The 18,157-nt window shown below is 62.5% G+C and carries 19 protein-coding genes and 1 pseudogene; 2 read left to right on the forward strand and 18 right to left on the reverse strand.

Annotated elements, in window-relative coordinates; all coding sequences use genetic code 11:
* Positions 1-484: 484 nt before the first annotated feature.
* Positions 485-1,633 carry a type III PLP-dependent enzyme gene (locus tag AB5Y93_RS18265; RefSeq protein WP_010673490.1) on the forward strand — a complete coding sequence of 383 codons (1,149 nt, stop codon included), beginning with the start codon at positions 485-487 and terminating at the stop codon, positions 1,631-1,633.
* 65 nt (positions 1,634-1,698) lie between these two features.
* On the opposite strand, the gene AB5Y93_RS18270 is transcribed toward AB5Y93_RS18265, so the two are convergent.
* The 3 genes from AB5Y93_RS18270 to yfcD form a co-directional block, all read right to left on the reverse strand.
* Positions 1,699-2,667 carry a calcium/sodium antiporter gene (locus tag AB5Y93_RS18270; protein WP_010673489.1) on the reverse strand — a complete coding sequence of 323 codons (969 nt, stop codon included), beginning with the start codon at positions 2,665-2,667 and terminating at the stop codon, positions 1,699-1,701.
* 124 nt (positions 2,668-2,791) lie between these two features.
* On the reverse strand, positions 2,792-3,262 hold the full coding sequence (locus AB5Y93_RS18275; RefSeq protein WP_041213349.1) for a peroxiredoxin: 471 nt from the start codon (positions 3,260-3,262) through the stop codon (positions 2,792-2,794).
* Between the two features lie 112 nt (positions 3,263-3,374).
* Positions 3,375-3,905, reverse strand: a complete 531-nt coding sequence (gene yfcD, locus AB5Y93_RS18280; RefSeq protein ID WP_368230016.1) for an NUDIX hydrolase YfcD — start codon at positions 3,903-3,905, stop codon at positions 3,375-3,377.
* 177 nt (positions 3,906-4,082) lie between these two features.
* Here yfcD and AB5Y93_RS18285 point away from each other — a divergent pair, with 177 nt between their 5' ends.
* Positions 4,083-4,298 (forward strand): DUF1107 family protein, encoded by a 216-nt coding sequence (locus AB5Y93_RS18285; RefSeq protein ID WP_010673486.1) that lies wholly within the window; start codon positions 4,083-4,085, stop codon positions 4,296-4,298.
* Positions 4,299-4,393: 95 nt separating this feature from the next.
* On the opposite strand, the gene AB5Y93_RS18290 is transcribed toward AB5Y93_RS18285, so the two are convergent.
* The 15 genes and pseudogenes from AB5Y93_RS18290 to phoR form a co-directional block, all read right to left on the reverse strand.
* Complete coding sequence (locus tag AB5Y93_RS18290) at positions 4,394-5,137, reverse strand: amino acid ABC transporter ATP-binding protein (protein WP_010673485.1); 744 nt, start codon at positions 5,135-5,137, stop codon at positions 4,394-4,396.
* A 13-nt stretch (positions 5,138-5,150) separates the two neighbouring features.
* Positions 5,151-6,245, reverse strand: a complete 1,095-nt coding sequence (locus AB5Y93_RS18295) for an amino acid ABC transporter permease (protein WP_041214718.1) — start codon at positions 6,243-6,245, stop codon at positions 5,151-5,153.
* Between the two features lie 9 nt (positions 6,246-6,254).
* A complete protein-coding gene (locus AB5Y93_RS18300) occupies positions 6,255-7,442 on the reverse strand; it encodes an amino acid ABC transporter permease (protein WP_233462977.1) in 1,188 nt (395 codons plus the stop codon).
* Between the two features lie 62 nt (positions 7,443-7,504).
* On the reverse strand, positions 7,505-8,524 hold the full coding sequence (locus AB5Y93_RS18305) for an amino acid ABC transporter substrate-binding protein (RefSeq protein WP_368230018.1): 1,020 nt from the start codon (positions 8,522-8,524) through the stop codon (positions 7,505-7,507).
* A 460-nt stretch (positions 8,525-8,984) separates the two neighbouring features.
* On the reverse strand, positions 8,985-9,296 hold the full coding sequence (locus tag AB5Y93_RS18310; protein ID WP_029313965.1) for a DUF2845 domain-containing protein: 312 nt from the start codon (positions 9,294-9,296) through the stop codon (positions 8,985-8,987).
* Positions 9,281-10,294, reverse strand: coding sequence for an ABC transporter permease (locus AB5Y93_RS18315; RefSeq protein ID WP_368230020.1), 1,014 nt, complete (start codon positions 10,292-10,294; stop codon positions 9,281-9,283). Before AB5Y93_RS18315 ends, AB5Y93_RS18310 begins: the two co-directional genes overlap by 16 nt.
* Before the next feature lie 79 nt (positions 10,295-10,373).
* Entirely contained in the window at positions 10,374-11,255 is an 882-nt protein-coding gene (locus AB5Y93_RS18320; RefSeq protein ID WP_336591885.1) for an ABC transporter ATP-binding protein, read from the reverse strand.
* A gap of 137 nt (positions 11,256-11,392) precedes the next feature.
* On the reverse strand, positions 11,393-12,004 hold the full coding sequence (locus AB5Y93_RS18325; protein ID WP_010673478.1) for an FKBP-type peptidyl-prolyl cis-trans isomerase: 612 nt from the start codon (positions 12,002-12,004) through the stop codon (positions 11,393-11,395).
* A 191-nt stretch (positions 12,005-12,195) separates the two neighbouring features.
* Positions 12,196-12,285, reverse strand: a pseudogene (locus AB5Y93_RS18330) (copper homeostasis protein CutC); the annotation flags it as partial.
* A gap of 38 nt (positions 12,286-12,323) precedes the next feature.
* Positions 12,324-13,049, reverse strand: coding sequence for a copper homeostasis protein CutC (locus tag AB5Y93_RS18335; protein WP_368230022.1), 726 nt, complete (start codon positions 13,047-13,049; stop codon positions 12,324-12,326).
* Positions 13,050-13,090: 41 nt separating this feature from the next.
* Positions 13,091-13,993, reverse strand: coding sequence for an ROK family protein (locus tag AB5Y93_RS18340; protein WP_368230024.1), 903 nt, complete (start codon positions 13,991-13,993; stop codon positions 13,091-13,093).
* Positions 13,994-14,102: 109 nt separating this feature from the next.
* Positions 14,103-14,609 carry a GNAT family N-acetyltransferase gene (locus AB5Y93_RS18345; protein ID WP_039039287.1) on the reverse strand — a complete coding sequence of 169 codons (507 nt, stop codon included), beginning with the start codon at positions 14,607-14,609 and terminating at the stop codon, positions 14,103-14,105.
* A complete protein-coding gene (locus AB5Y93_RS18350) occupies positions 14,597-15,412 on the reverse strand; it encodes a M48 family metallopeptidase (protein WP_010673474.1) in 816 nt (271 codons plus the stop codon). Before AB5Y93_RS18350 ends, AB5Y93_RS18345 begins: the two co-directional genes overlap by 13 nt.
* A 152-nt stretch (positions 15,413-15,564) precedes the next feature.
* Positions 15,565-16,539, reverse strand: a complete 975-nt coding sequence (locus tag AB5Y93_RS18355) for a PstS family phosphate ABC transporter substrate-binding protein (protein WP_039039286.1) — start codon at positions 16,537-16,539, stop codon at positions 15,565-15,567.
* 273 nt (positions 16,540-16,812) lie between these two features.
* Positions 16,813-18,108 carry a phosphate regulon sensor histidine kinase PhoR gene (phoR, locus tag AB5Y93_RS18360; RefSeq protein ID WP_042014623.1) on the reverse strand — a complete coding sequence of 432 codons (1,296 nt, stop codon included), beginning with the start codon at positions 18,106-18,108 and terminating at the stop codon, positions 16,813-16,815.
* Between the last annotated feature and the right edge of the window lie 49 nt (positions 18,109-18,157).

The following is an 18,157-nucleotide window of genomic DNA, read 5'->3' on the forward strand; positions in this document are numbered from 1 at the left end:
CCGGTACCTGAAAGATTCACTTCTTCGGTGGATGGTTGTCCATCGCTCTCCTGCTACCTTCATCCGAACTAGTTTGGATCAGGAAGCGGGCATGGTAATCCAAAAAATGTGAGCTGTCTCGCACTCCCTGGCCCCGGCGCCCCCTTTTTACCTGGCCGCAACCCCCGGGCCTGATGTTATTAGTTCGTTAACTATCAACAGCTTATCAAGCTCCCTTCAGAGGTGCTCCCCATCACGGCCCTGATCGCTCCCCGTATCAAGAGCCTGTTTCGTCTCGACCAGAAAAACTTGCCGACATATCCAATCAAAATGCTTGCACACAAACTCAATAAGCCGATAATCCCGCGCATAACTAAGCACTTTGCAAGGGAGTTATGCAATGTGCCTGGTGGGTCCCTCCGGACCGCTCGCCTGAGCCGGCCGTCGCCGGTTCAATCGCATATGGCTTGGGCATATCACGCCCCCTAAGGACTATCAAAAGAGAATGAACGAGACCCTGGTCGCACAAGATTACCGTCAGTTGGTTGAACAATTCGGCTCCCCCCTGCTGCTGCTCGACAAGGCAGCCGTCCGCAAACAGTATCGGGCCCTGGCGGCCGCCCTGCCCGATGTGCGCTTGCATTATGCACTCAAGCCCCTGCCCCACGAGGCGGTGGTCTCTGTCTTGAAGGAAGAGGGGGCCTGTTTCGATCTGGCCACCAATGGCGAAGTGGATCTGGTGCGCAGCCAAGGGGTTCGCCCGGGACGCTGCATCCATACCCATCCCATCAAGCGTGACAGCGACATCCGTTATGCCCTGGAATTCGGCTGCACCGTGTTTGTCTATGACAACCCGCTGGAGCTGGAAAAGTTCCTGCCCTACAAGGATGAAGTGAAACTGCTGCTGCGGGTCAGCTTCCCGAACCCCGAGACCAAGGTCGATCTTTCCAAGAAGTTCGGCTGCACCCCGGAGCAGGCACTGCCGTTGCTGCAACTGGCCCAGGCCAAGGGGATCAAGGTGATGGGGCTGTCGTTCCACGTCGGCTCCCAGGTGCCCCACGCCCGTCGCCACGTGCAGGCCATCGACGCCTGCCGCGAGATCATGGAGCAGGCCTGGGAGCTCGGGCTCAAGCCCTGGGTGCTGGATATCGGCGGCGGCTTCCCGGTGGACTATGACGGCGGCGAGTTCGACATCGACGGTTTCTGCGCCCCGATCCGCGAGGCCCTGGCCAAGCTGCCCGCCACGGTGCAGAAGATTGCCGAGCCGGGCCGCTTCATCAGCGCGCCGGCCATGACCTCGGTCTCCAGCGTGATGGGCAAGGCCCACCGCGGCGACAAGATCTGGTACTACCTGGATGACGGTCTCTACGGCAGCTACAACGGCCAGCTCTACGACCACGTCACCTACCCGGTGAGCACGCCCTATGCCCACGGCGAACTGCACAATGCGGTGCTCTCCGGCCCCACCTGCGACAGCGTGGACGTCATCCGCGACAGCATCATGCTGCCGGATCTCGAGATCGGCGAGCTGGTGGTGGGTCGGGTGATGGGGGCCTACACCTGGGCCTCCGCGTCCACCTTCAACTTCTTCCCCAAGGCGAGCATCCTGATCCTGGACAGCGCCCAGAAGCAGAAGCTGGTTGCCGTGGCCTGAGACCAGGCCCCGCGCACAAAAAAGAGGGGACGCCGCGGCGCCCCCTCTTTCATTTCATCACCAGACTAGATGAACTGGCTCGTCAGCAGCCAGCCGGTGTAGGCGACGAAGCAGGCGAGCAGCACGCCCCCCTCCAGCCGGTTGATGCGCCCCTGCCCCTTGCGGCCCAGACACATCACCAGCAGCAACAGGGTCAGCCCCATCATGATGCTCCAGTCGCGGGAAAGCACTTCGGGCGCCACCTCGAGCGGGTGGATGCCAGCGGCGATGCCCACCACGGCCAGGGTGTTGAACAGGTTGGAACCCAGCACGTTGCCAAGGGCCAGATCGTGCTCGTTCTTGCGGATGGCGATGAGGGACGATGCCAGCTCCGGCAGGGAGGTCCCCACCGCGACTATGGTCAGGCCAATCACCAGATCGCTGATGCCAAAGCCCTGGGCGATGGTCACCGCCCCCCACACCAGCAGACGGGAAGCCCCGATCAGCAGCACCAGGCCGACGATGAGCCAGAGGATGGCGCTCTTGAGAGACATACCCTCGGAGACGATGTCCTCCTCGGTATCCGTATCCAGCGCATCCCCCTTGCCGTTCATGCCGGCCCAGATGGACCAGCCCATCAGCACTGCGAACACGGCCCCCAGAATGGCGGCATCCATCCGGCCCAGATTGCCGTCGATGAGCAGGGCGCCGGAGAGCAGGGTGATGCCGAGCAGGATGGGGATCTCCTTGCGCACCACCTGGGAGGCGACGGCGATGGGGCTGATCAGGGCGGTCAGACCCAGGATCAGGGCAATATTGGTGATGTTGGAGCCATAGGCATTGCCGAGCGCGAGCCCAGGATTGCCCTGGGAGGCCGCCAGCGCGGAGACCACCATCTCGGGGGCCGAGGTACCAAAACCGATGATCACCATGCCGATCAGCAGCGGCGGCATACCGGCGTAACGGGCGGTGGCGGCGGCGCCGTCCACGAACTTGTCGGCACTCCAGACCAGCAACGCCAGTCCGGCAATCAGGGCAACAAAAGCCAGGGTCATATTGTTCTATCTCATCCACGGCAAACACGAGAGCCAGGCAAGTTGCCTGGCTCCATCCAAACGCGGCCTCAGTGTAACGGGGCCGCTTGCTATTTCAAGGTGTAATCAAACACCGATTAATCTTTCACAGCGCCGCCAGCAGGCTCTGGGCATCCGACACCTCGAACTTGCCCGGCGCCTCTACGAAGAGCCGCTCCACCACACCATCGTTGGCGATGAGGGCAAAACGCTGGGCCCGCACGCCGCCGAAGGCCCCGGTCTCCTTGGCAAGACCCAGTGCCCGGGTCCAGCTGCCGTCGCCGTCCGCCAGCATGGTGATGTCAGCGGCGTTCTGTGCCTCCTGCCACGCCTTCATCACGAAGGCGTCGTTGACCGACAGACAGCACAGTTCCACCCCCTTGGCCCTGAACTGATCGGCCAGCACCACGTAGCCCGGCAGGTGGGCGTTGGAGCAGGTGGGGGTGAAGGCGCCGGGCACCGCAAAGAGTACCACCCGCTTGTCGGCAAACAGGGCCCGGGTATCCTTCACCTGCTTGCCCTCGGCGGTGATAAAGGTAAATTCCCCTGCGGGCAGGGATTGACCGACCGTGATCATGATGACGCATCCTTCTGTGGTTCAAAGAGGCCCAGTCTACCCCATTCCACCAGAAGGCGAAGGGGTCCATCGAGCAGCAACAAAGCGATTGGGGAGCGAACGCCTGTCGCCCCTATTTCTGGCCTGATGGCAGGCGCCTTGCCTGCCAGGTGGCGATGGCGAGCAGGGAGTCGGGCGTGAACTCGCCCGCCCGATCGGCTATCTCGCCCAGGCTCATCCAGTGCACCTCGCTCACCTCTTCGGCCTGCAGTTGCAGCGGCCCCTGATAGTGACAACTGAACAGGCCGCCCCAGACCCGGTAGCGGCTGCCGCTCGCCTCCCCTTCGGCATAGAAGGTGCCGTAATCCTGCAGGGGCACGCCCTGGATCCCCAGCTCCTCGGCCAGCTCACGCCGGGCGGAAAGGGCCATGGCCTCCCCCGTGGTCACCACGCCACCGGCGCAGGCATCCAGCATGCCGGGGCAAAAATCCTTGCTCGGGGTGCGCCGCTGCACCAGGATGCGCTCAGCCTCATCCAGCACCAGGATGTAGCTGGCACGATGGCGCAGGTTTTCCTGACGCACCCTGGTGCGCTCGGCCACCCCGATCACCCTGTCCTGCTCGTCTACTATGTCCACCCACTCCACGTGCGGCACCTTTGTCATGTCTGCAATGGCCGCAGTATATCGGGCCCCGGACCCGGACTCTCACTACTTTTTCAACGCCGGGGCTGCACGCCAGTCGATCACAAGACAGATTCATACAAATCTTTATCAAGTGTCACATCAGTGTCACGGTCCGTCGGCATAGTGTGCCCTGTCCAAACAACAGGGTCTCTTGCCATGAAGGTGTTCAAGCAGTGGTCTCCCCGTCGAATTGCTCGATATATCAAGAGCTTCCATCATGGAAGTTTCATGGTTGAAGCACTGGGGCGGTTTGAGTTTCAAGGGGGGATCATCGATGTGAAGCCGTTGAGCTGTCATCAGGCGCTGAGCCTGGCCCGGCAGATCAACCTGGCCGTGCGCGATCTGCGCACCACCACCCTGTTGCCGGGCTGACATACTCCTTTCTGTCTGTCGTCGACTTCCATGTACACATTTGCCCGCCGCTCATTCGAGCGTGCGGGCTGTTTTTCTGAAGGTTGTGCCCTGCCTCAGTGCTGCAGGATCTGGGAGAGGAAGAGCTTGGTCCGATCGGACTGGGGGTTGTCAAAGAACTGATCCGGCACGTTCTCTTCGATGATTTGCCCCCGGTCCATGAAGATCACCCTGTCCGCCACCTGCTTGGCAAACCCCATCTCGTGGGTGACGCAGAGCATGGTCATCCCCTCGTGGGCCAGCTCCACCATCACATCCAGCACCTCCCGCACCATCTCGGGATCCAGCGCAGACGTCGGCTCGTCAAACAGCATGACCTGGGGATTCATGCACAGACTGCGGGCGATGGCGACCCGCTGCTGCTGGCCACCGGAGAGCTGCCCCGGATACTTGAGCGCCTGTTCGGGGATCCGCACCCGGCGCAGGAAGTTCATGGCGATCTCCTCGGCCTCCTTGCGCGGCAACTGCTTGACCCAGATGGGCGCCAGGCAACAGTTCTCCAGCACGGTCAGATGGGGGAAGAGGTTGAAGTGCTGGAACACCATGCCCACCTCCCGGCGCACCGTCTCGATGTTCTTGAGATCCGAGGTCAGGGCCGTGCCCTTGACCAGGATGTCTCCGCTCTGGTGCTCTTCCAGCCGGTTGATGCAGCGGATCATGGTGGACTTGCCCGACCCCGATGGTCCGCAGATGACGATCTTCTCCCCTCTGCCCACCTGCAGGTTGATGTTGCGCAGCACGTGAAACTCACCGTACCACTTGTTGACCTCTTTCAGTTCGACAACTGCGTCCGTTTTCATATCAGAACGACTCCTAATGCTTGTGACCCGTGTTGAGTTTGCGCTCCAGATAGATGGAGTAGCGGGACATGCCAAAACAGAACATCCAGAAGATCATGGCGATAAAGACATAAGCTTCGGTGGAATACCCCAGCCAGGCCGGATCCGCCAGGGCCACCTTGGAGATGGCCAGCAGATCGAACAGCCCGATGATCAGCACCAGGCTGGTGTCCTTGAACAGGGAAATAAAGGTGTTCACCAGGGAAGGAATGGTGATCTTGAGGGCCTGGGGCATGATGATGAGGCCCATCACCTTCCAGTAGGAGAGCCCGAGGGCATCCCCCGCCTCATATTGCCCCTTGGGGATCGCCTGCAGCCCCCCTCTCACCACCTCGGCCACATAGGCCGCCTGGAACAGGATGATGCCGATGAGCGCCCGCAGCAGCTTGTCGAGCTCCACCTCGGTACTCATGAACAGTGGCAGCATGACGGACGCCATGAAGAGCACAGTAATGAGCGGCACCGCCCGCCAGAACTCGATGTAGACGGTACAGAGGCTGGAGATGACCGGCATGTGGGAGCGGCGCCCCAGTGCCAGCAGGATGCCGAACGGCAGTGCGACCACTATGCCCACCACCGCCAGCACCAGGGTGAGCATCAGCCCGCCCCAGCGGTTCGTTTCCACCACCTCCAGCCCCGCTCCCCCATGGATGAGGAAGAAGGCGATGACAGGGAACACCAGCAGAGTGAAGAGCGCCAGCCACCCCTTGCGCGGGGTCTTTGGCCAGATGAGCAAGGCCAGCAGCGCCGCCAGACCGGCGAAGGTCAGGTTGATGCGCCAGTACTGATCGGCCGGGTAGAAGCCATAGAGATACTGCCCCAGCCGGCTCTCGATGAAGATCCAGCAAGCACCGCCCTGGACGCAGGACTCGCGACTGCTCCCCTGCCAGGTGGCCGAGAACAGCGCCCAGTCCAGTGCAGACCAGATGAGTGGCAGCAACAGATAGGCCAGCACCAGGGTCAGCAGGCCGTTCCACCAGTTGGGGAAAAGGTTCTGCCTGATCCAGGCGAGCGGCCCCCGGCGGTGGTTGGGAGGCGGCAGCGCCTCCTGCAATTCATTCACGAACATGACAGCTCCCTAGCGCTCAACCAGCGTCATTCTGCGGTTGTAGATGTTCATCAGCACCGAGGTGGTGATACTGATGACGAGATAGACCCCCATGGTCATGGCGATGACCTCGATGGCCTGCCCTGTCTGGTTGAGAGTCGTCCCCATGAACACCGAGACCAGATCCGGATAACCGATGGCGGTCGCCAGGGAGGAGTTCTTGGTGAGGTTCAGATACTGGCTGGTCAAGGGAGGAATGATGACCCGCATGGCCTGGGGAATGATCACCAGCCGCAGCGTCTTGGTGGGCGAGAGCCCGAGGGCGGAAGCCGCCTCCGTCTGCCCCTTGCTGATGGCCAGGATGCCGGATCGCACTATCTCGGCGATGAAGGCCGCCGTATAGATGGTGAGCGCCAGCAAGAGGGCCGCGAGCTCCGGCAGCACCGTCAGCCCGCCCCGGAAGTTGAACCCTTGCAGCGCAGGCACGCTCCAGCTGAGCGGGCTGCCCGCCAGCAGGAAGGTGATCCCCGGGAGCAGAATGACCAGGGCGGCCACACAGCGCCAGAGCGGGAAGATCCTGCCGGTCAGGGCCTGACGGCGGCGAGCCCAGCGGCCCAGCCCCCAGCTCAGCAGCACCGCGAGCACCAGTGCCCAGAGCACGTAGCCGAATCCCTCTTCGAACAGGGGCTTGGGCAGATAGAAGCCCCGCACGTTGAGGAAGGCGAGCCCGCCAATATCCACGCTCTGACGCGGGGAAGGCAGGGTACGCAGCACCGAGAAGTACCAGAAGAAGATCTGCAGCAGCAGCGGGATGTTGCGAAACGTCTCTATGTAGACGGCCGCTATCTTGGCCACCAGCCAGTTGCGCGACAGGCGCGCGACCCCGAGTGCGAACCCGAGCAGGGTGGCAAACAGGATGCCGAGCACGGAGACCAGCAGGGTGTTGAGCAGGCCCACCACGAAGGTGCGACCGAAGGTATAGGTCTCGTCGTAGGGGATGAGGCTCTGCAAGATGCCGAAACCGGCCGTGTTGCCCAGAAAATCAAAGCCTGTGGTGATACCACGGGTGGCCAGATTGGTCAGGGCATTGTTGACGATGTAGAACAGAAACCCGATAACCGCCGCGATGGCCAGGCACTGGAAGAGCAGCGCCCGCACCTTGGCGTCATACCACCAGCGGCCCTGTTCTTTCCTATGGTTTGATGCATGTAACGCCATGAGGATGACTCCGACAAAGCCAGGGATAACATGGGGGGCCAGGCCCCCCGGTGACTGTCGACTCAGCGGATGGGTGGCGCGTACATCAGACCGCCCTTGTTCCAGAGGGCATTGATGCCGCGATCAATCTTGAGGGGGGAGCCGGCACCGACGTTGCGATCGAAGGATTCACCGTAGTTGCCGACCTGTTTGATGATGTTGTAGGCCCATTTGTCATCCAGCCCCAGCACAGTCCCTTTGGGCTCTTCCAGCCCCAGCAGGCGACGGATGTCAGGGTTGGTGGACTTGAGCATCTCGTCCACGTTGGCACTGTTGACCCCGGCCTCCTCGGCATTGAGCATGGCGTTGAGGCTCCAGCGCACCACCTTGAACCACTGATCGTCACCCTGACGCACGGCTGGGCCCAGCGGCTCTTTGGAGATGACCTCCGGCAGCACCACGGCTTCCTCTGGCTTGGTGAGCTTGATCTTGAGGGCATAGAGCTGGGACTGATCCGAGGTCAGCACGTCACAGCGGCCGGCTTCGAAGCCCTTGACGGTTTGATCCGAGGTATCGAACACCACTGGGGTGTACTTCATGCCGCCATTGGCGCGGAAATAGTCGGCCAGGTTGAGCTCGGTGGTGGTACCGGACTGGATACAGACAGCGGCACCGTCAAGCTCCTTGGCGCTCTTGACCCCGAGGGACTGCTTGACCAGGAACCCCTGCCCGTCGTAGTAGTTCACCCCGGCGAACGTGAGGCCCAGCGACCCATCCCGGGTCAGGGTCCAGGTGGTGTTGCGCGAGAGCAGATCCACTTCCCCGGACTGCAGGGCAGTAAAGCGCTCCTTGGCGGTGAGGGAGACATACTTGACCTTGCTGGCGTCCCCCAGTACCGCGGCGGCCACGGCGCGGCACACGTCCACGTCGAGCCCGGTCCAGGTTCCCTTGGCATCCGGGTTGGAGAACCCGGGCAGGCCGTCACCGACCCCGCACTGCACGAATCCCTTCTTCTTGACGGCATCCAGCGTACCGTCCGCCCACGCATTGGCTGCCATCAGCGACAGCGCCATCACCATACCTGCCTTGTGTATCTGCTTCATGTCACTCTTCCCTGTGGTTTGATTCGAACAGGCATCAAAATCTAGCGAGATGCCATCGTTTCCCTGCTTTTTGGCAGCTTATCCAGCCGCAGAAAAACCTGTCAATCAGTGCAATCCGGCCCAACCATGGTGCAACAGAACAAAATATCTAAACGGGGGAATATGCACTCTCAGAATCAAAAGTAGACCCTTATTTGCCAAATAGCCTGCTGCTTAAAACCCTTCTTGGCATGAGGATTATTTTTCGAAAATAAATCGGCTGCACCGCATTGGGGCAGCCATTTATGCTGACAACTGACTCATCGGATTCGGTTTTATGCCAAAAGCACCAGAGTGAGGCAGCATGACCCCATATGGAAAAATGGCGAAAACAGGCAGGGAAAAGCAAATAAACAGGAGCTAAAAGGCGGGGAAATGGCGACCTCATCTCCCGCAGGCTGGGCTTCAGAAAACCAGGAGGTCATCCTCCCCGTGGACCATCCGCAATGTCGGTGATGACGCCGTTTTCGACGGTGACAAACTGCATGAATTCCCGCTTGCCGAAGTTGTAGGTCCAGCGCTCGGCATACTTGACCGTCACTCTCGCCCCGAAGCCGTTCTCCTCGAAGCGGGTGAGATCTTCCTTGAGCATAGGCTGGCCGCAGCGAACCAGCAGCTCTGCCGTGGTGTCTCCCTCGGTCAGCAAAGCGTTCTTGCAACGCAGGGTACCTGCCTGCACAGGCAAGGCCGCCACCAGCAACAACCACAGAACAGGTTTCATTTTGCACTCCATTTGAACAGCATGGCGCCCAGCGAGATGCACACCAGGGCGAACACCATGACCTGACCCAGAGGGCCTGCCACCTCCTGCCATCCCGCCCCTTCCAGCATCACGGCGCGGGCTGCTTCGATGATCTGGCTGAGGGGCAGCCTGGCCGCAAGCTGCTGCAGCCAGGCGGGCGCGCCTTCCAGCGAGAGCCAGACACCGGATAAAAACATCATGGGCAAGCTGATGAGATTGAGCAAACCGCTCGCCAGCTCCTCGTTCTGCAGGCGAGCGGCGATGAGCAGGCCAAGGGAGGCCATGGCCGTTCCTCCCGCCAGGGCGATCACCAGCAGCAGCCACCCCGAACCGATGAGGGGCACATCCAGCAGCCAGTAGGCCGCGCAGAAGACCAGCAGGCTCACCACCAGGGTGATCAGCACCCGTGACAGCAACTGGGCGAAGAGAAACTCCAGCGCGCCGAGCGGCGTGGCTCGCAGCCGTTTCAGCACCCCGTTCTTGCGATAACGCACGATGACGAACCCGACCCCGAACAGGCCGGAGAACATCAGGTTCATGCCGATCACCCCGGGCAGCAGCCAGTCGCCGTAGCGGATGGCGCGCCCGCTCAGGGTCTCTCTTTGCAAGGGCACCTGGACCGCCTGGCGCAGCAGATACTCGGCCATGGCCCCCTGAGGAGCGTCCGGGTTTATCCAGTAACGCCCCCCGGCGGGTGAGAGCAGCAGATCCAGCTGATGGTGACGGACCTTGAGCTGACCTCTCGACGCCTCGTCATAGGGGATGATCTTGAGCAGCGGCACGGCGCGCAGCGGGGCATAGGTTGCGGGCAGTTCCCCCACCACCCCGATCTGTACCAGCGGTTTGGGCGGGCCGGAGAAAATGAGGGAGAAACCGATGACCAGCAGGAGCGGGAAAAGCAGGTTCCACACCAGGGCCGCGCGATCGCGTACGAACTCGAGGGTGCGGGCATAGAAGAGCGCCCCGATGCGCTTGAGGGATCCCTTCATCGTCCACTCCCGGGATTGCATGTCGGCAAGGCGTACCGCAACACGGGGGCCACGGTCAGACAGAACTCGGTCATCCCTCTCATGCGCCGCTCCGCAGGCTGTGGCCGGTCAGGTTCAGGAAGAGATCCTCCAGATTGGGGGAGCGCACCTGCATGCCGGTGAGCGGCACACCAAGATCCAGCAAGGCTGGCAACAGGGTCGCCACGTCGGGGCAACAGAGCTCCACCTGATCGCCGACCGGACGCAGGGGATAGCCGAGCCCAGCCAGGGCCGGGTGCCCCCCAAGGCGCACCAGCACGCCGTCGAAGTGTTGCGCCAGCAAGGCAGCCGGCGTATCCAGACTGAGCAGGTGGCCGTGATCGACGATGGCAATCAGATCGCACAGCTGCTGCGCTTCGTCCATGTAGTGGGTAGTGAGCACCACCGTCTTGCCCTGGGCCTTGATCGCCTCTATTCGCTGCCAGAAGTGGTGGCGCGCCTGGGGATCCAGTCCTGTAGTGGGCTCATCCAGAAACAGCAGTTCGGGATCCCCGAGCAGGGCCAGAGCCAGCAGCAGGCGCTGACGCTGGCCCCCCGAGAGCTTGCGACTGTCCCTGTCGATGAACTCGCCCAAGGCGCACAGATCGATGAGCAGCTCCCGTGGCAAGGGATTGGGGTAGAGGCTGGCGAACAGGCGCAGGGTATCGCGCACCGTCAGGAAATCCTGCAGCGCCGTGTGCTGGAACTGGATGCCGATGCGGGAGCGATAATCCGGGCCGCGCGGGGTGCCGTGAAACAGGATCTGGCCGCTGTCCGGGGTGAGGATCCCCTCCAGCAGCTCTATGGTCGTGGTCTTGCCCGCCCCGTTCGGGCCGAGCAGACCGAAGCAGCTGCCGGCGGGAATGGCAAAGCTGAGCCCGTCCACCGCCTTGACGCCGGGGAAATGCTTGACGAGATCGACGACCTCGATGATGGCTGCCATGGCGTGTCTCCCTCACATGGCCGGAATGGACGACGCTCTGACTATATCCAAATCCCCGCCGAAGGCACATGGCCCGTTTGGGCGGTCCAAAAACAAACGGCGACCTCAGGGTCGCCGTTTGCATCACGCCAGCCGGATCACAGGATGTCCAGCAGCTCCACTTCGAATACCAGAGCGGAGTACGGCGGGATGGAGCCGGCACCACGGGCACCGTAGGCCAGATCCTGCGGAATGTAGAGCTTCCACTTGGAGCCAACCGGCATCATCTGCAGCGCTTCCACCCAACCGGCGATCACGCCGGTCACCGGGAACTCGGCCGGTTGGCCGCGAGCAACGGAGCTGTCGAACACGCCACCATGGGTGAAGGTACCGTGGTAGTGCACGCGCACGGACTGACCGGCAACCGGCACGGCGCCATTGCCTTCGACCATGACTTCATATTGCAGACCGGAGTCGGTGGTCTTCACTTCGGCGCGCTTGGCGTTGTCGGCCAGGAAGGCTTCGCCTTCGGCGGCAGCGGCCTTGGCGGCTGCTTCCTGCTCTTCCTGCATGCGGGCGGTGATGACCTGGAAGGCATCGTTGATATCGTCACGGCTGACCGCGAACTCCAGGCCGTTCAGGGCATCTGCCAGACCTTGTTGCAGGGCCGGGATATCCAGACCGGCGAAGGCTTGCTGAGCCAGTTGGTCGCCCATGTTGCGGCCGATGCCGTAGCTGGCCTTCTGTTCGATAGAGTCGTATTGGGACATTGAGAGGTTGCTCCGGGTCCTGATGGTAAAAGAAACGGGATGATAACAGACTTTTTCGCACCGTGCTGCCAAGACGCCCCTCAATTGCCCGTCGGTGGGAGACGCTTCACATCGGCCCCCTCATCCCCGCCCCTTCTCCCGCAAGGGGAGAAGGGAGCAAAACAGAGCACCATGCCGCCGCACGGTCTGTATCAGGCCCTGTCCAACAGAGCCCGCACCGCCGCGACCTTGGCGCCATCGGTGATGTTGACCCAGCCATCGTCCGAGGTGCCCATGTTGACGTCACAGAGAGCGGCACCATGGCGCCGCACGGTCTGCATCAGGCCCTGTCCAGCAGAGCCCGCACCGCCGCGACCTTGACGCCGTCGGTGATGTTGACCCGGCCGTCGTCCGAGGTGCCCATGTTGACACCATGGGGCACCATGCCGCCGCGCCAGCCCATGCCGGACATGTGTACTTCATTGACGCCGGTGAATTCGATGATGGTGCGCACATTGTCGGCGTTGACCCCGGCCCCCGGCATCAGGCTGGCCCGTCCCGCCAGCGCCTGGTGCATGGCCTGCAGGGTTTCGAGCCCCGCCAGCGCGGTCGGCGCATGGCCGGAGCTCAGAATGCGCTCGCAACCCGCCGCGACGATCGTCTCGAGATCCAGCCGCCAGTCGGAGGAGAGATCGATGGCCCGGTGGAAGGTGACGCCAAGCGGCCCCGCCGCCTCGACCAGTTGCCGGAGCTTGCCTTCGGGTACCCGTCCATCTTCATCCAGCAGACCGACCACCACCCCTTGCAGGCCGGCGGCACGGGCGGCGGCGATATCCTGCAACATGATGTCGAACTCCCCCTCGCCAAAACAGAAATCCCCTGCACGGGGCCGGATCATGGCGTAGACGGGGATAGTGGCGTGGCGCGCCACCTGCTGCATGAAGCCATAGGAGGGAGTGAGACCGCCCAGCCCCAGCGCAGAGCAGAGCTCGATGCGATCGGCGCCGGCCGCCTGGGCGGTGAACAGGGATTCGAGGTTGTCGATACAGATTTCAAGACGGGTCATGATGACTCCTTGTTCGGGGAGATCAGACCCTCTGTCCGATCTCACAGATTGAGCAGGGCTGCACCGCGCACACCGCCGGCTCCACCGAAGCGGGCCTCGCGGATCGCCGGCAGGGCGACACCGGGCAGCAGGTGGCCGGGCAGACGTTTGGGCAACTCCTCATAGAGGGCTGGCAGGGCGCTCAGGCCGCCCCCCAGCACCACCACATCGGGATCAATCACCGAGATGGCGGTGGCAAGGCCGGCGGCGATGATCTCGAGCCAGCAGTCGATGGTCGAGAGGGCCGCCGCCTCACGGGCATCGGCACGGGCGACGATCTGGTGGCCGCTCACCCGTTCCCCATGAACATGGTGGTATAGCCGCTCCAGGCCCGTGCCCGACGCATAGGTTTCGAAACAGCCCAGGCGCCCGCAGCCACAGCGGGGACGGGGCAAATCCGGGTATTTCATCAGGATGGTGGCGGGCAGCGGGTAGTGACCTATCTCCCCCGCCAGCCAGTTGCGCCCCTGGATGAGCTTGCCCGCCAGGTAGACGGCGCCGCCGATACCGGTGCCTATGGTGACGCCGAGGGCGCTGCCAGCACCGTCTGCGGCCCCCTGATGCACTTCCGACCAGAGGAAACAGTTGGCGTCATTGTCGACCTTGACCGGTCGGCCCAGCAGCTCGGCCAGATCCGTCCCCAGATGGCGGCCATGGATGGCGGGCAGGTTGGCCGCCACTATGCTCCCGTCAAGGCGATTGAGGATCCCCGGAAACCCGATGCCGACGGCCCCTTTCACCCCGAAACGCGCATCCGCCGCCTCGACCCGCTCGCGGATCAGCTGCTGCAACCCTTCGTAATCATTGCCGGGAGTGCTCATGCGCTCCTCGTGACAGAGATTCAAGGCGCCGTCATACACAGCGAACGCTATCTTGGTGCCGCCAATGTCAAATCCGTAGTACATGCCACACTCCCTTGCGGTGGACCCGGCCACCTCAGTCTGTCCAGATGGGGCACATTGTATTAATTCGCAAAAAAAATAAAGTGACCGAGGGCGAAAAACGGGAGCCAGCTCAAAGCAAACGGAACATTTGTCGTTGTTGGCAAGGTTGTCCAAGGCTCATCAGGGTGCGCTCCTGACCGTCGAACATGAAGCCGCGGCGCAGGTAGAATCCCTCGCCGATGTGATTGCCATCCAGCAGCCAGAGCCTGACGCACTCGCAACCGGCCCGGCGCATCTGCACCGCCACCGCCTGCCACAGCCGTTTGCCATGACCCTGACGCCAGTGATCGGGATGAAGGTAGAGCGCCCGGATCCGCGCCGTCATCAAGCCTTCCTCCAGGGAGGGCTGCCAGTAGAGCAGGCCGATGACCACGTCGTCCTGGCAGACCAGCATGGGAACGGGGCCGGGCTCGGCGAGCCGGTGTCGCCAGATCTGCAGGTGGTCGGTCACCGCCAGCTGGGCTAGCATGTCGGCCCCCAGCACCTCCCCGTAGGCCGCCAGCCAGCTCGCCCGCTGCATCACCGTCATGGCGGCGGCATCGGCGGGACGCGCCAGGCGCAGGCTTACGCCTTGCACTGGGGAACCAGCCCTGATGCTTTCGCCTGCTGGTACAGGGGCTGCACCTCGGCCTGCTGGGCCTGCAGGTTGGCGATCCGGCTCTGGTCGCTGGGGTGGGTGGAGAGCAGCTGGGGCGGTGCCTTGCCACCGGAGGCGGCGCTCATGTTCTGCCACAGGGTGACGGCTTCGGCCGGGTTGAACCCGGCGCGGGCCATCAGCTCGAGACCGAGCCGGTCCGCTTCGCTCTCCTGGGTTCTGCCATAAGGCAGGGCTATCCCCACCTGGACCCCGAGGCCCAGGGCGGCCATGGTGGCAGCGCCCCCGAGGCTGTCGCTGCTACCGATGGCGGCGTCCGCCACCGCCAGCCCGATACCGGTCAATTGATCCCGGGAGAGGCGCTCGTTGGAGTGCTGGGCCAGCACGTGGGTCAGCTCGTGACCGATGACGGTGGCGAGCTGGTCCTGATTCTTGGCGACTTTCAGCAGGCCGCTGTAAACGCCTATCTTGCCGCCGGGCAGGGCGAAGGCGTTGATCTCCTTGGAGTCGAACACCACCACCTCCCAGCTGGTGATGCCATAGCTGGCAGGCACCTGGGCGGTCACCGCCTTGGCCACGCAGCCCACATAGGCATTCATCCTGGCATCCGTGCTCACCTTCTCCTGCTGCTTCATCTGGGTGAAGGAGTCGGCGCCCAGCTGGTTCATCTGCTGGGGGGAGAAGAGCAGCATCTGGTTGCGACCGGTCGGTGACTGGGCGCAGCCGGCCAGCAGGGCGCTGCACAAGGCCGTCAGGGCCAGTCTGGAGAGGGAAGATGCACGCATGAGAGGGTCCTTTGCCGTGAAGTTGCCCTATTCTCGGAAATGCCGCCGCCCGGCGCAAGCCGGGCGCTGCGCCCTGCGACCAAAAAGATCCTGGGGCGCACCAATGAAAACGAGCCCGCATGGGGCTCGTTTTTCTGCAAGGGCTCGTTCTGTTACATGATGCCCAGCTTCTTCAGGTCGGCCTGAACCACCTTGGCAGGGACCGGCACATAGCCGTCCTTGGCAACGATGGTCTGGCCCGCCTTGGAGAGCATCATCTTCACAAACTCCTGCTCCATCGGGGAGAGCGGCTTGTTCGGATGCTTGTTCACGTAGACGTACAGGAAGCGCGACAGCGGGTACTTGCCGGTGATGGCGTTGTCGGAGCTCGCCTCGATGAAGGTCTTGCCATCCTTGGAGAGCGGAACGGCGCGCACGCCGGAGGTGACGTAGCCGATACCGGAGTAGCCGATGCCGTTCAGGGAGGAGGAGACGGACTGTACCACGGAGGCGGAGCCCGGCTGCTCATTCACGCCGCTCTTGAAGTCACCGTTGCACAGGGCGTGTTCCTTGAAGTAACCGTAGGTACCGGACACGGAGTTGCGACCGAACAGTTGCAGATCCTTGCCGGACCAGCTGCCGTCCAGACCCAGATCAGACCACTTGGTGGCCGCCTTGGCTTCGCCGCACTTGAGGGTGCTGGAGAAGATGGCGTCGATCTGCGACATGGTCAGCCCCTTGATGGGGTTGTCCTTGTTGACGAACACCGCCAGGGCATCGACGGCGACGCGGATGGCGGTCGGCTTGTAGCCGTAGCGCTTCTCGAATGCCTCCTCTTCACCGGCCTTCATGGCACGGCTCATGGGGCCAAACTGGGCGACGCCCTCGGTCAGGGCAGTCGGTGCGGTGGAAGAACCGGCGGCCTGGATCTGCACGTTGACGTTGGGATACATGCGCTTAAATTCTTCGGCCCACAGGGTCATCATGTTGGCCAGGGTGTCCGAGCCGACAGAGGACAGGTTGCCCGAGATGCCGCTGGTCGGTGTGTATTCCGGCAGGTCTTTATCCACACCGGCAGCAAGAGCGCTGACAGAAAACAGGGTTGCTGCGGTGAATCCGATGACACCAGCCAGTTTGTTGAGTTTCATCCAATCTCTCCAAGTCCAAGGTTGCAGAAGGCAATCGTCAGGTTGACGTCTAAACGTGGTTGACACCCGATCGCAATGATCCGTGGGCCAGCACCACTCCTTCTCCAGTGTTACAGAAGGTCCGTTCTTTAAGACGGCGCCAGTATCTGGCCTGGCAGTGACAAATTTATGGAATTTATATGACACTTTGATGACATGGGCCGAGAATGGCCCGGATGAAAAAAGGGCTGCGATGCAGCCCTTCTCTCGTTGCTAACACATTGACACAAAATATTATTTCACCAGCACCATGCGGGCGGGAATGAGAAAGCTGAAGCGGCTGCCCGCACCGACCCGGCTCTCGATATCGAGATGGGCATCGTGATGACTCAGGGCGTGCTTGACGATGGCAAGGCCGAGCCCGGACCCTCCGGTGTGGCGCGAGCGGGCCTTGTCGACCCGATAGAACCGCTCGGTGAGCCGTGCCAGATGCTCGGGGGGGATCCCCTCCCCCTCATCCTGCACCGCAAACAGCGCCATGCTCCCCTGCTTGCGCCACTCCACGGTGATCTTGCGCCCCGCCGGGGTGTAGTGGATGGCGTTGTAGACCAGGTTGGAGACGGCGCTGCGCAGTTGATCCTGATCCCCGCGCACCAGCAGATTGGGCTGGACCATGAAGACGATCTCGTGGGCCCGCTCGCCGGAGAGCGCCCGCGCCTCCTGCTCCAGCAGCCCCAGCATGGCGGGCATGTCCACCAGATGGGAGAGATCCACGGTGGGCGCCGCCTCGATGCGAGACAGGGTGAGCAGCTGGTTAACCAAATTGTCCATGCGGATCGTCTGCTCCATCATCACCTTGTGCGCCTTGGCCCACATGGCGGGGGGCGGCGGCTCCTCGGTCATCTCCAGATACCCCTTGAGCACGGTGAGGGGGGTGCGCAGCTCGTGAGAGACGTTGGAGACGAAGTGCTTGCGCGTCTTCTCCAGGCTGCGCAGCCGGGTCACATCCCGCACCACCAGCATGGCCTGGTCCTCCGCATAGGGCATGATGCGAAATTCGAGGAACTTCTCCTCGTTGATGGGGGAGTGCATCTCAAACGGCTCGTCATACTGCCCCTTGCCCAGATAGGCGACGAAGGCAGGGTGACGAATCAGGTTGCCGATGTGCTGGCCGGCATCCTCGGGCCAGCGAAAGCCGAGCAGTTGCTCCGCCAGCCGGTTGCACCAGAGGATGCTGCCGTCGGTGCGAAACACCACGGCCGCATCGGGCAGCGCCTCCGCCCCTTCCCGAAAGCGGCGGATGAGGCCCGCCAGCTCTCGGCGCCGGGCCCGGTGACGCTGCTGCAACTTGTAGATACCGTTGAAGATGTGCTCCCAGCTGCCACTGCCGTGGGGCGGCACCAGGCTGCGATCGTGCCACAGCCAGTCCGACAGCCGCTTCTGGAAGCGGTAGTGCCAGACCAGGTGCAGCACCGTGGCCACCAGCAGGCAAAGAACGAGATGATCGATTAACCAACCTACCAAGACGAAGGGGCTGTAGAAGAACGCCATTCGCCACAACTGTCGCCGCCAGGCGTAAGGTTGCAACATTAAGATCTCCTAGAGACAGCAAAGAGCCGGGTCCAATGCCCGCCGGCAG

This window comes from Aeromonas sp. R10-1, from assembly GCF_040908465.1.
GTDB classification, from domain to species: Bacteria; Pseudomonadota; Gammaproteobacteria; order Enterobacterales; family Aeromonadaceae; genus Aeromonas; species Aeromonas caviae.

Bases quoted from the DNA above. Each gene is read 5' to 3' on its own strand.
- AB5Y93_RS18265 (WP_010673490.1), top strand. From the start codon at position 485: ATGAACGAGACCCTGGTCGCACAAGATTACCGTCAGTTGGTTGAACAA.
- AB5Y93_RS18270 (WP_010673489.1), bottom strand. From the start codon at position 2,667: ATGACCCTGGCTTTTGTTGCCCTGATTGCCGGACTGGCGTTGCTGGTC.
- AB5Y93_RS18275 (WP_041213349.1), bottom strand. From the start codon at position 3,262: ATGATCACGGTCGGTCAATCCCTGCCCGCAGGGGAATTTACCTTTATC.
- yfcD (WP_368230016.1), bottom strand. From the start codon at position 3,905: ATGACAAAGGTGCCGCACGTGGAGTGGGTGGACATAGTAGACGAGCAG.
- AB5Y93_RS18285 (WP_010673486.1), top strand. From the start codon at position 4,083: ATGAAGGTGTTCAAGCAGTGGTCTCCCCGTCGAATTGCTCGATATATC.
- AB5Y93_RS18290 (WP_010673485.1), bottom strand. From the start codon at position 5,137: ATGAAAACGGACGCAGTTGTCGAACTGAAAGAGGTCAACAAGTGGTAC.
- AB5Y93_RS18295 (WP_041214718.1), bottom strand. From the start codon at position 6,245: ATGTTCGTGAATGAATTGCAGGAGGCGCTGCCGCCTCCCAACCACCGC.
- AB5Y93_RS18300 (WP_233462977.1), bottom strand. From the start codon at position 7,442: ATGGCGTTACATGCATCAAACCATAGGAAAGAACAGGGCCGCTGGTGG.
- AB5Y93_RS18305 (WP_368230018.1), bottom strand. From the start codon at position 8,524: ATGAAGCAGATACACAAGGCAGGTATGGTGATGGCGCTGTCGCTGATG.
- AB5Y93_RS18310 (WP_029313965.1), bottom strand. From the start codon at position 9,296: ATGGAGTGCAAAATGAAACCTGTTCTGTGGTTGTTGCTGGTGGCGGCC.
- AB5Y93_RS18315 (WP_368230020.1), bottom strand. From the start codon at position 10,294: ATGAAGGGATCCCTCAAGCGCATCGGGGCGCTCTTCTATGCCCGCACC.
- AB5Y93_RS18320 (WP_336591885.1), bottom strand. From the start codon at position 11,255: ATGGCAGCCATCATCGAGGTCGTCGATCTCGTCAAGCATTTCCCCGGC.
- AB5Y93_RS18325 (WP_010673478.1), bottom strand. From the start codon at position 12,004: ATGTCCCAATACGACTCTATCGAACAGAAGGCCAGCTACGGCATCGGC.
- AB5Y93_RS18335 (WP_368230022.1), bottom strand. From the start codon at position 13,049: ATGACCCGTCTTGAAATCTGTATCGACAACCTCGAATCCCTGTTCACC.
- AB5Y93_RS18340 (WP_368230024.1), bottom strand. From the start codon at position 13,993: ATGTACTACGGATTTGACATTGGCGGCACCAAGATAGCGTTCGCTGTG.
- AB5Y93_RS18350 (WP_010673474.1), bottom strand. From the start codon at position 15,412: ATGCGTGCATCTTCCCTCTCCAGACTGGCCCTGACGGCCTTGTGCAGC.
- AB5Y93_RS18355 (WP_039039286.1), bottom strand. From the start codon at position 16,539: ATGAAACTCAACAAACTGGCTGGTGTCATCGGATTCACCGCAGCAACC.
- phoR (WP_042014623.1), bottom strand. From the start codon at position 18,108: ATGTTGCAACCTTACGCCTGGCGGCGACAGTTGTGGCGAATGGCGTTC.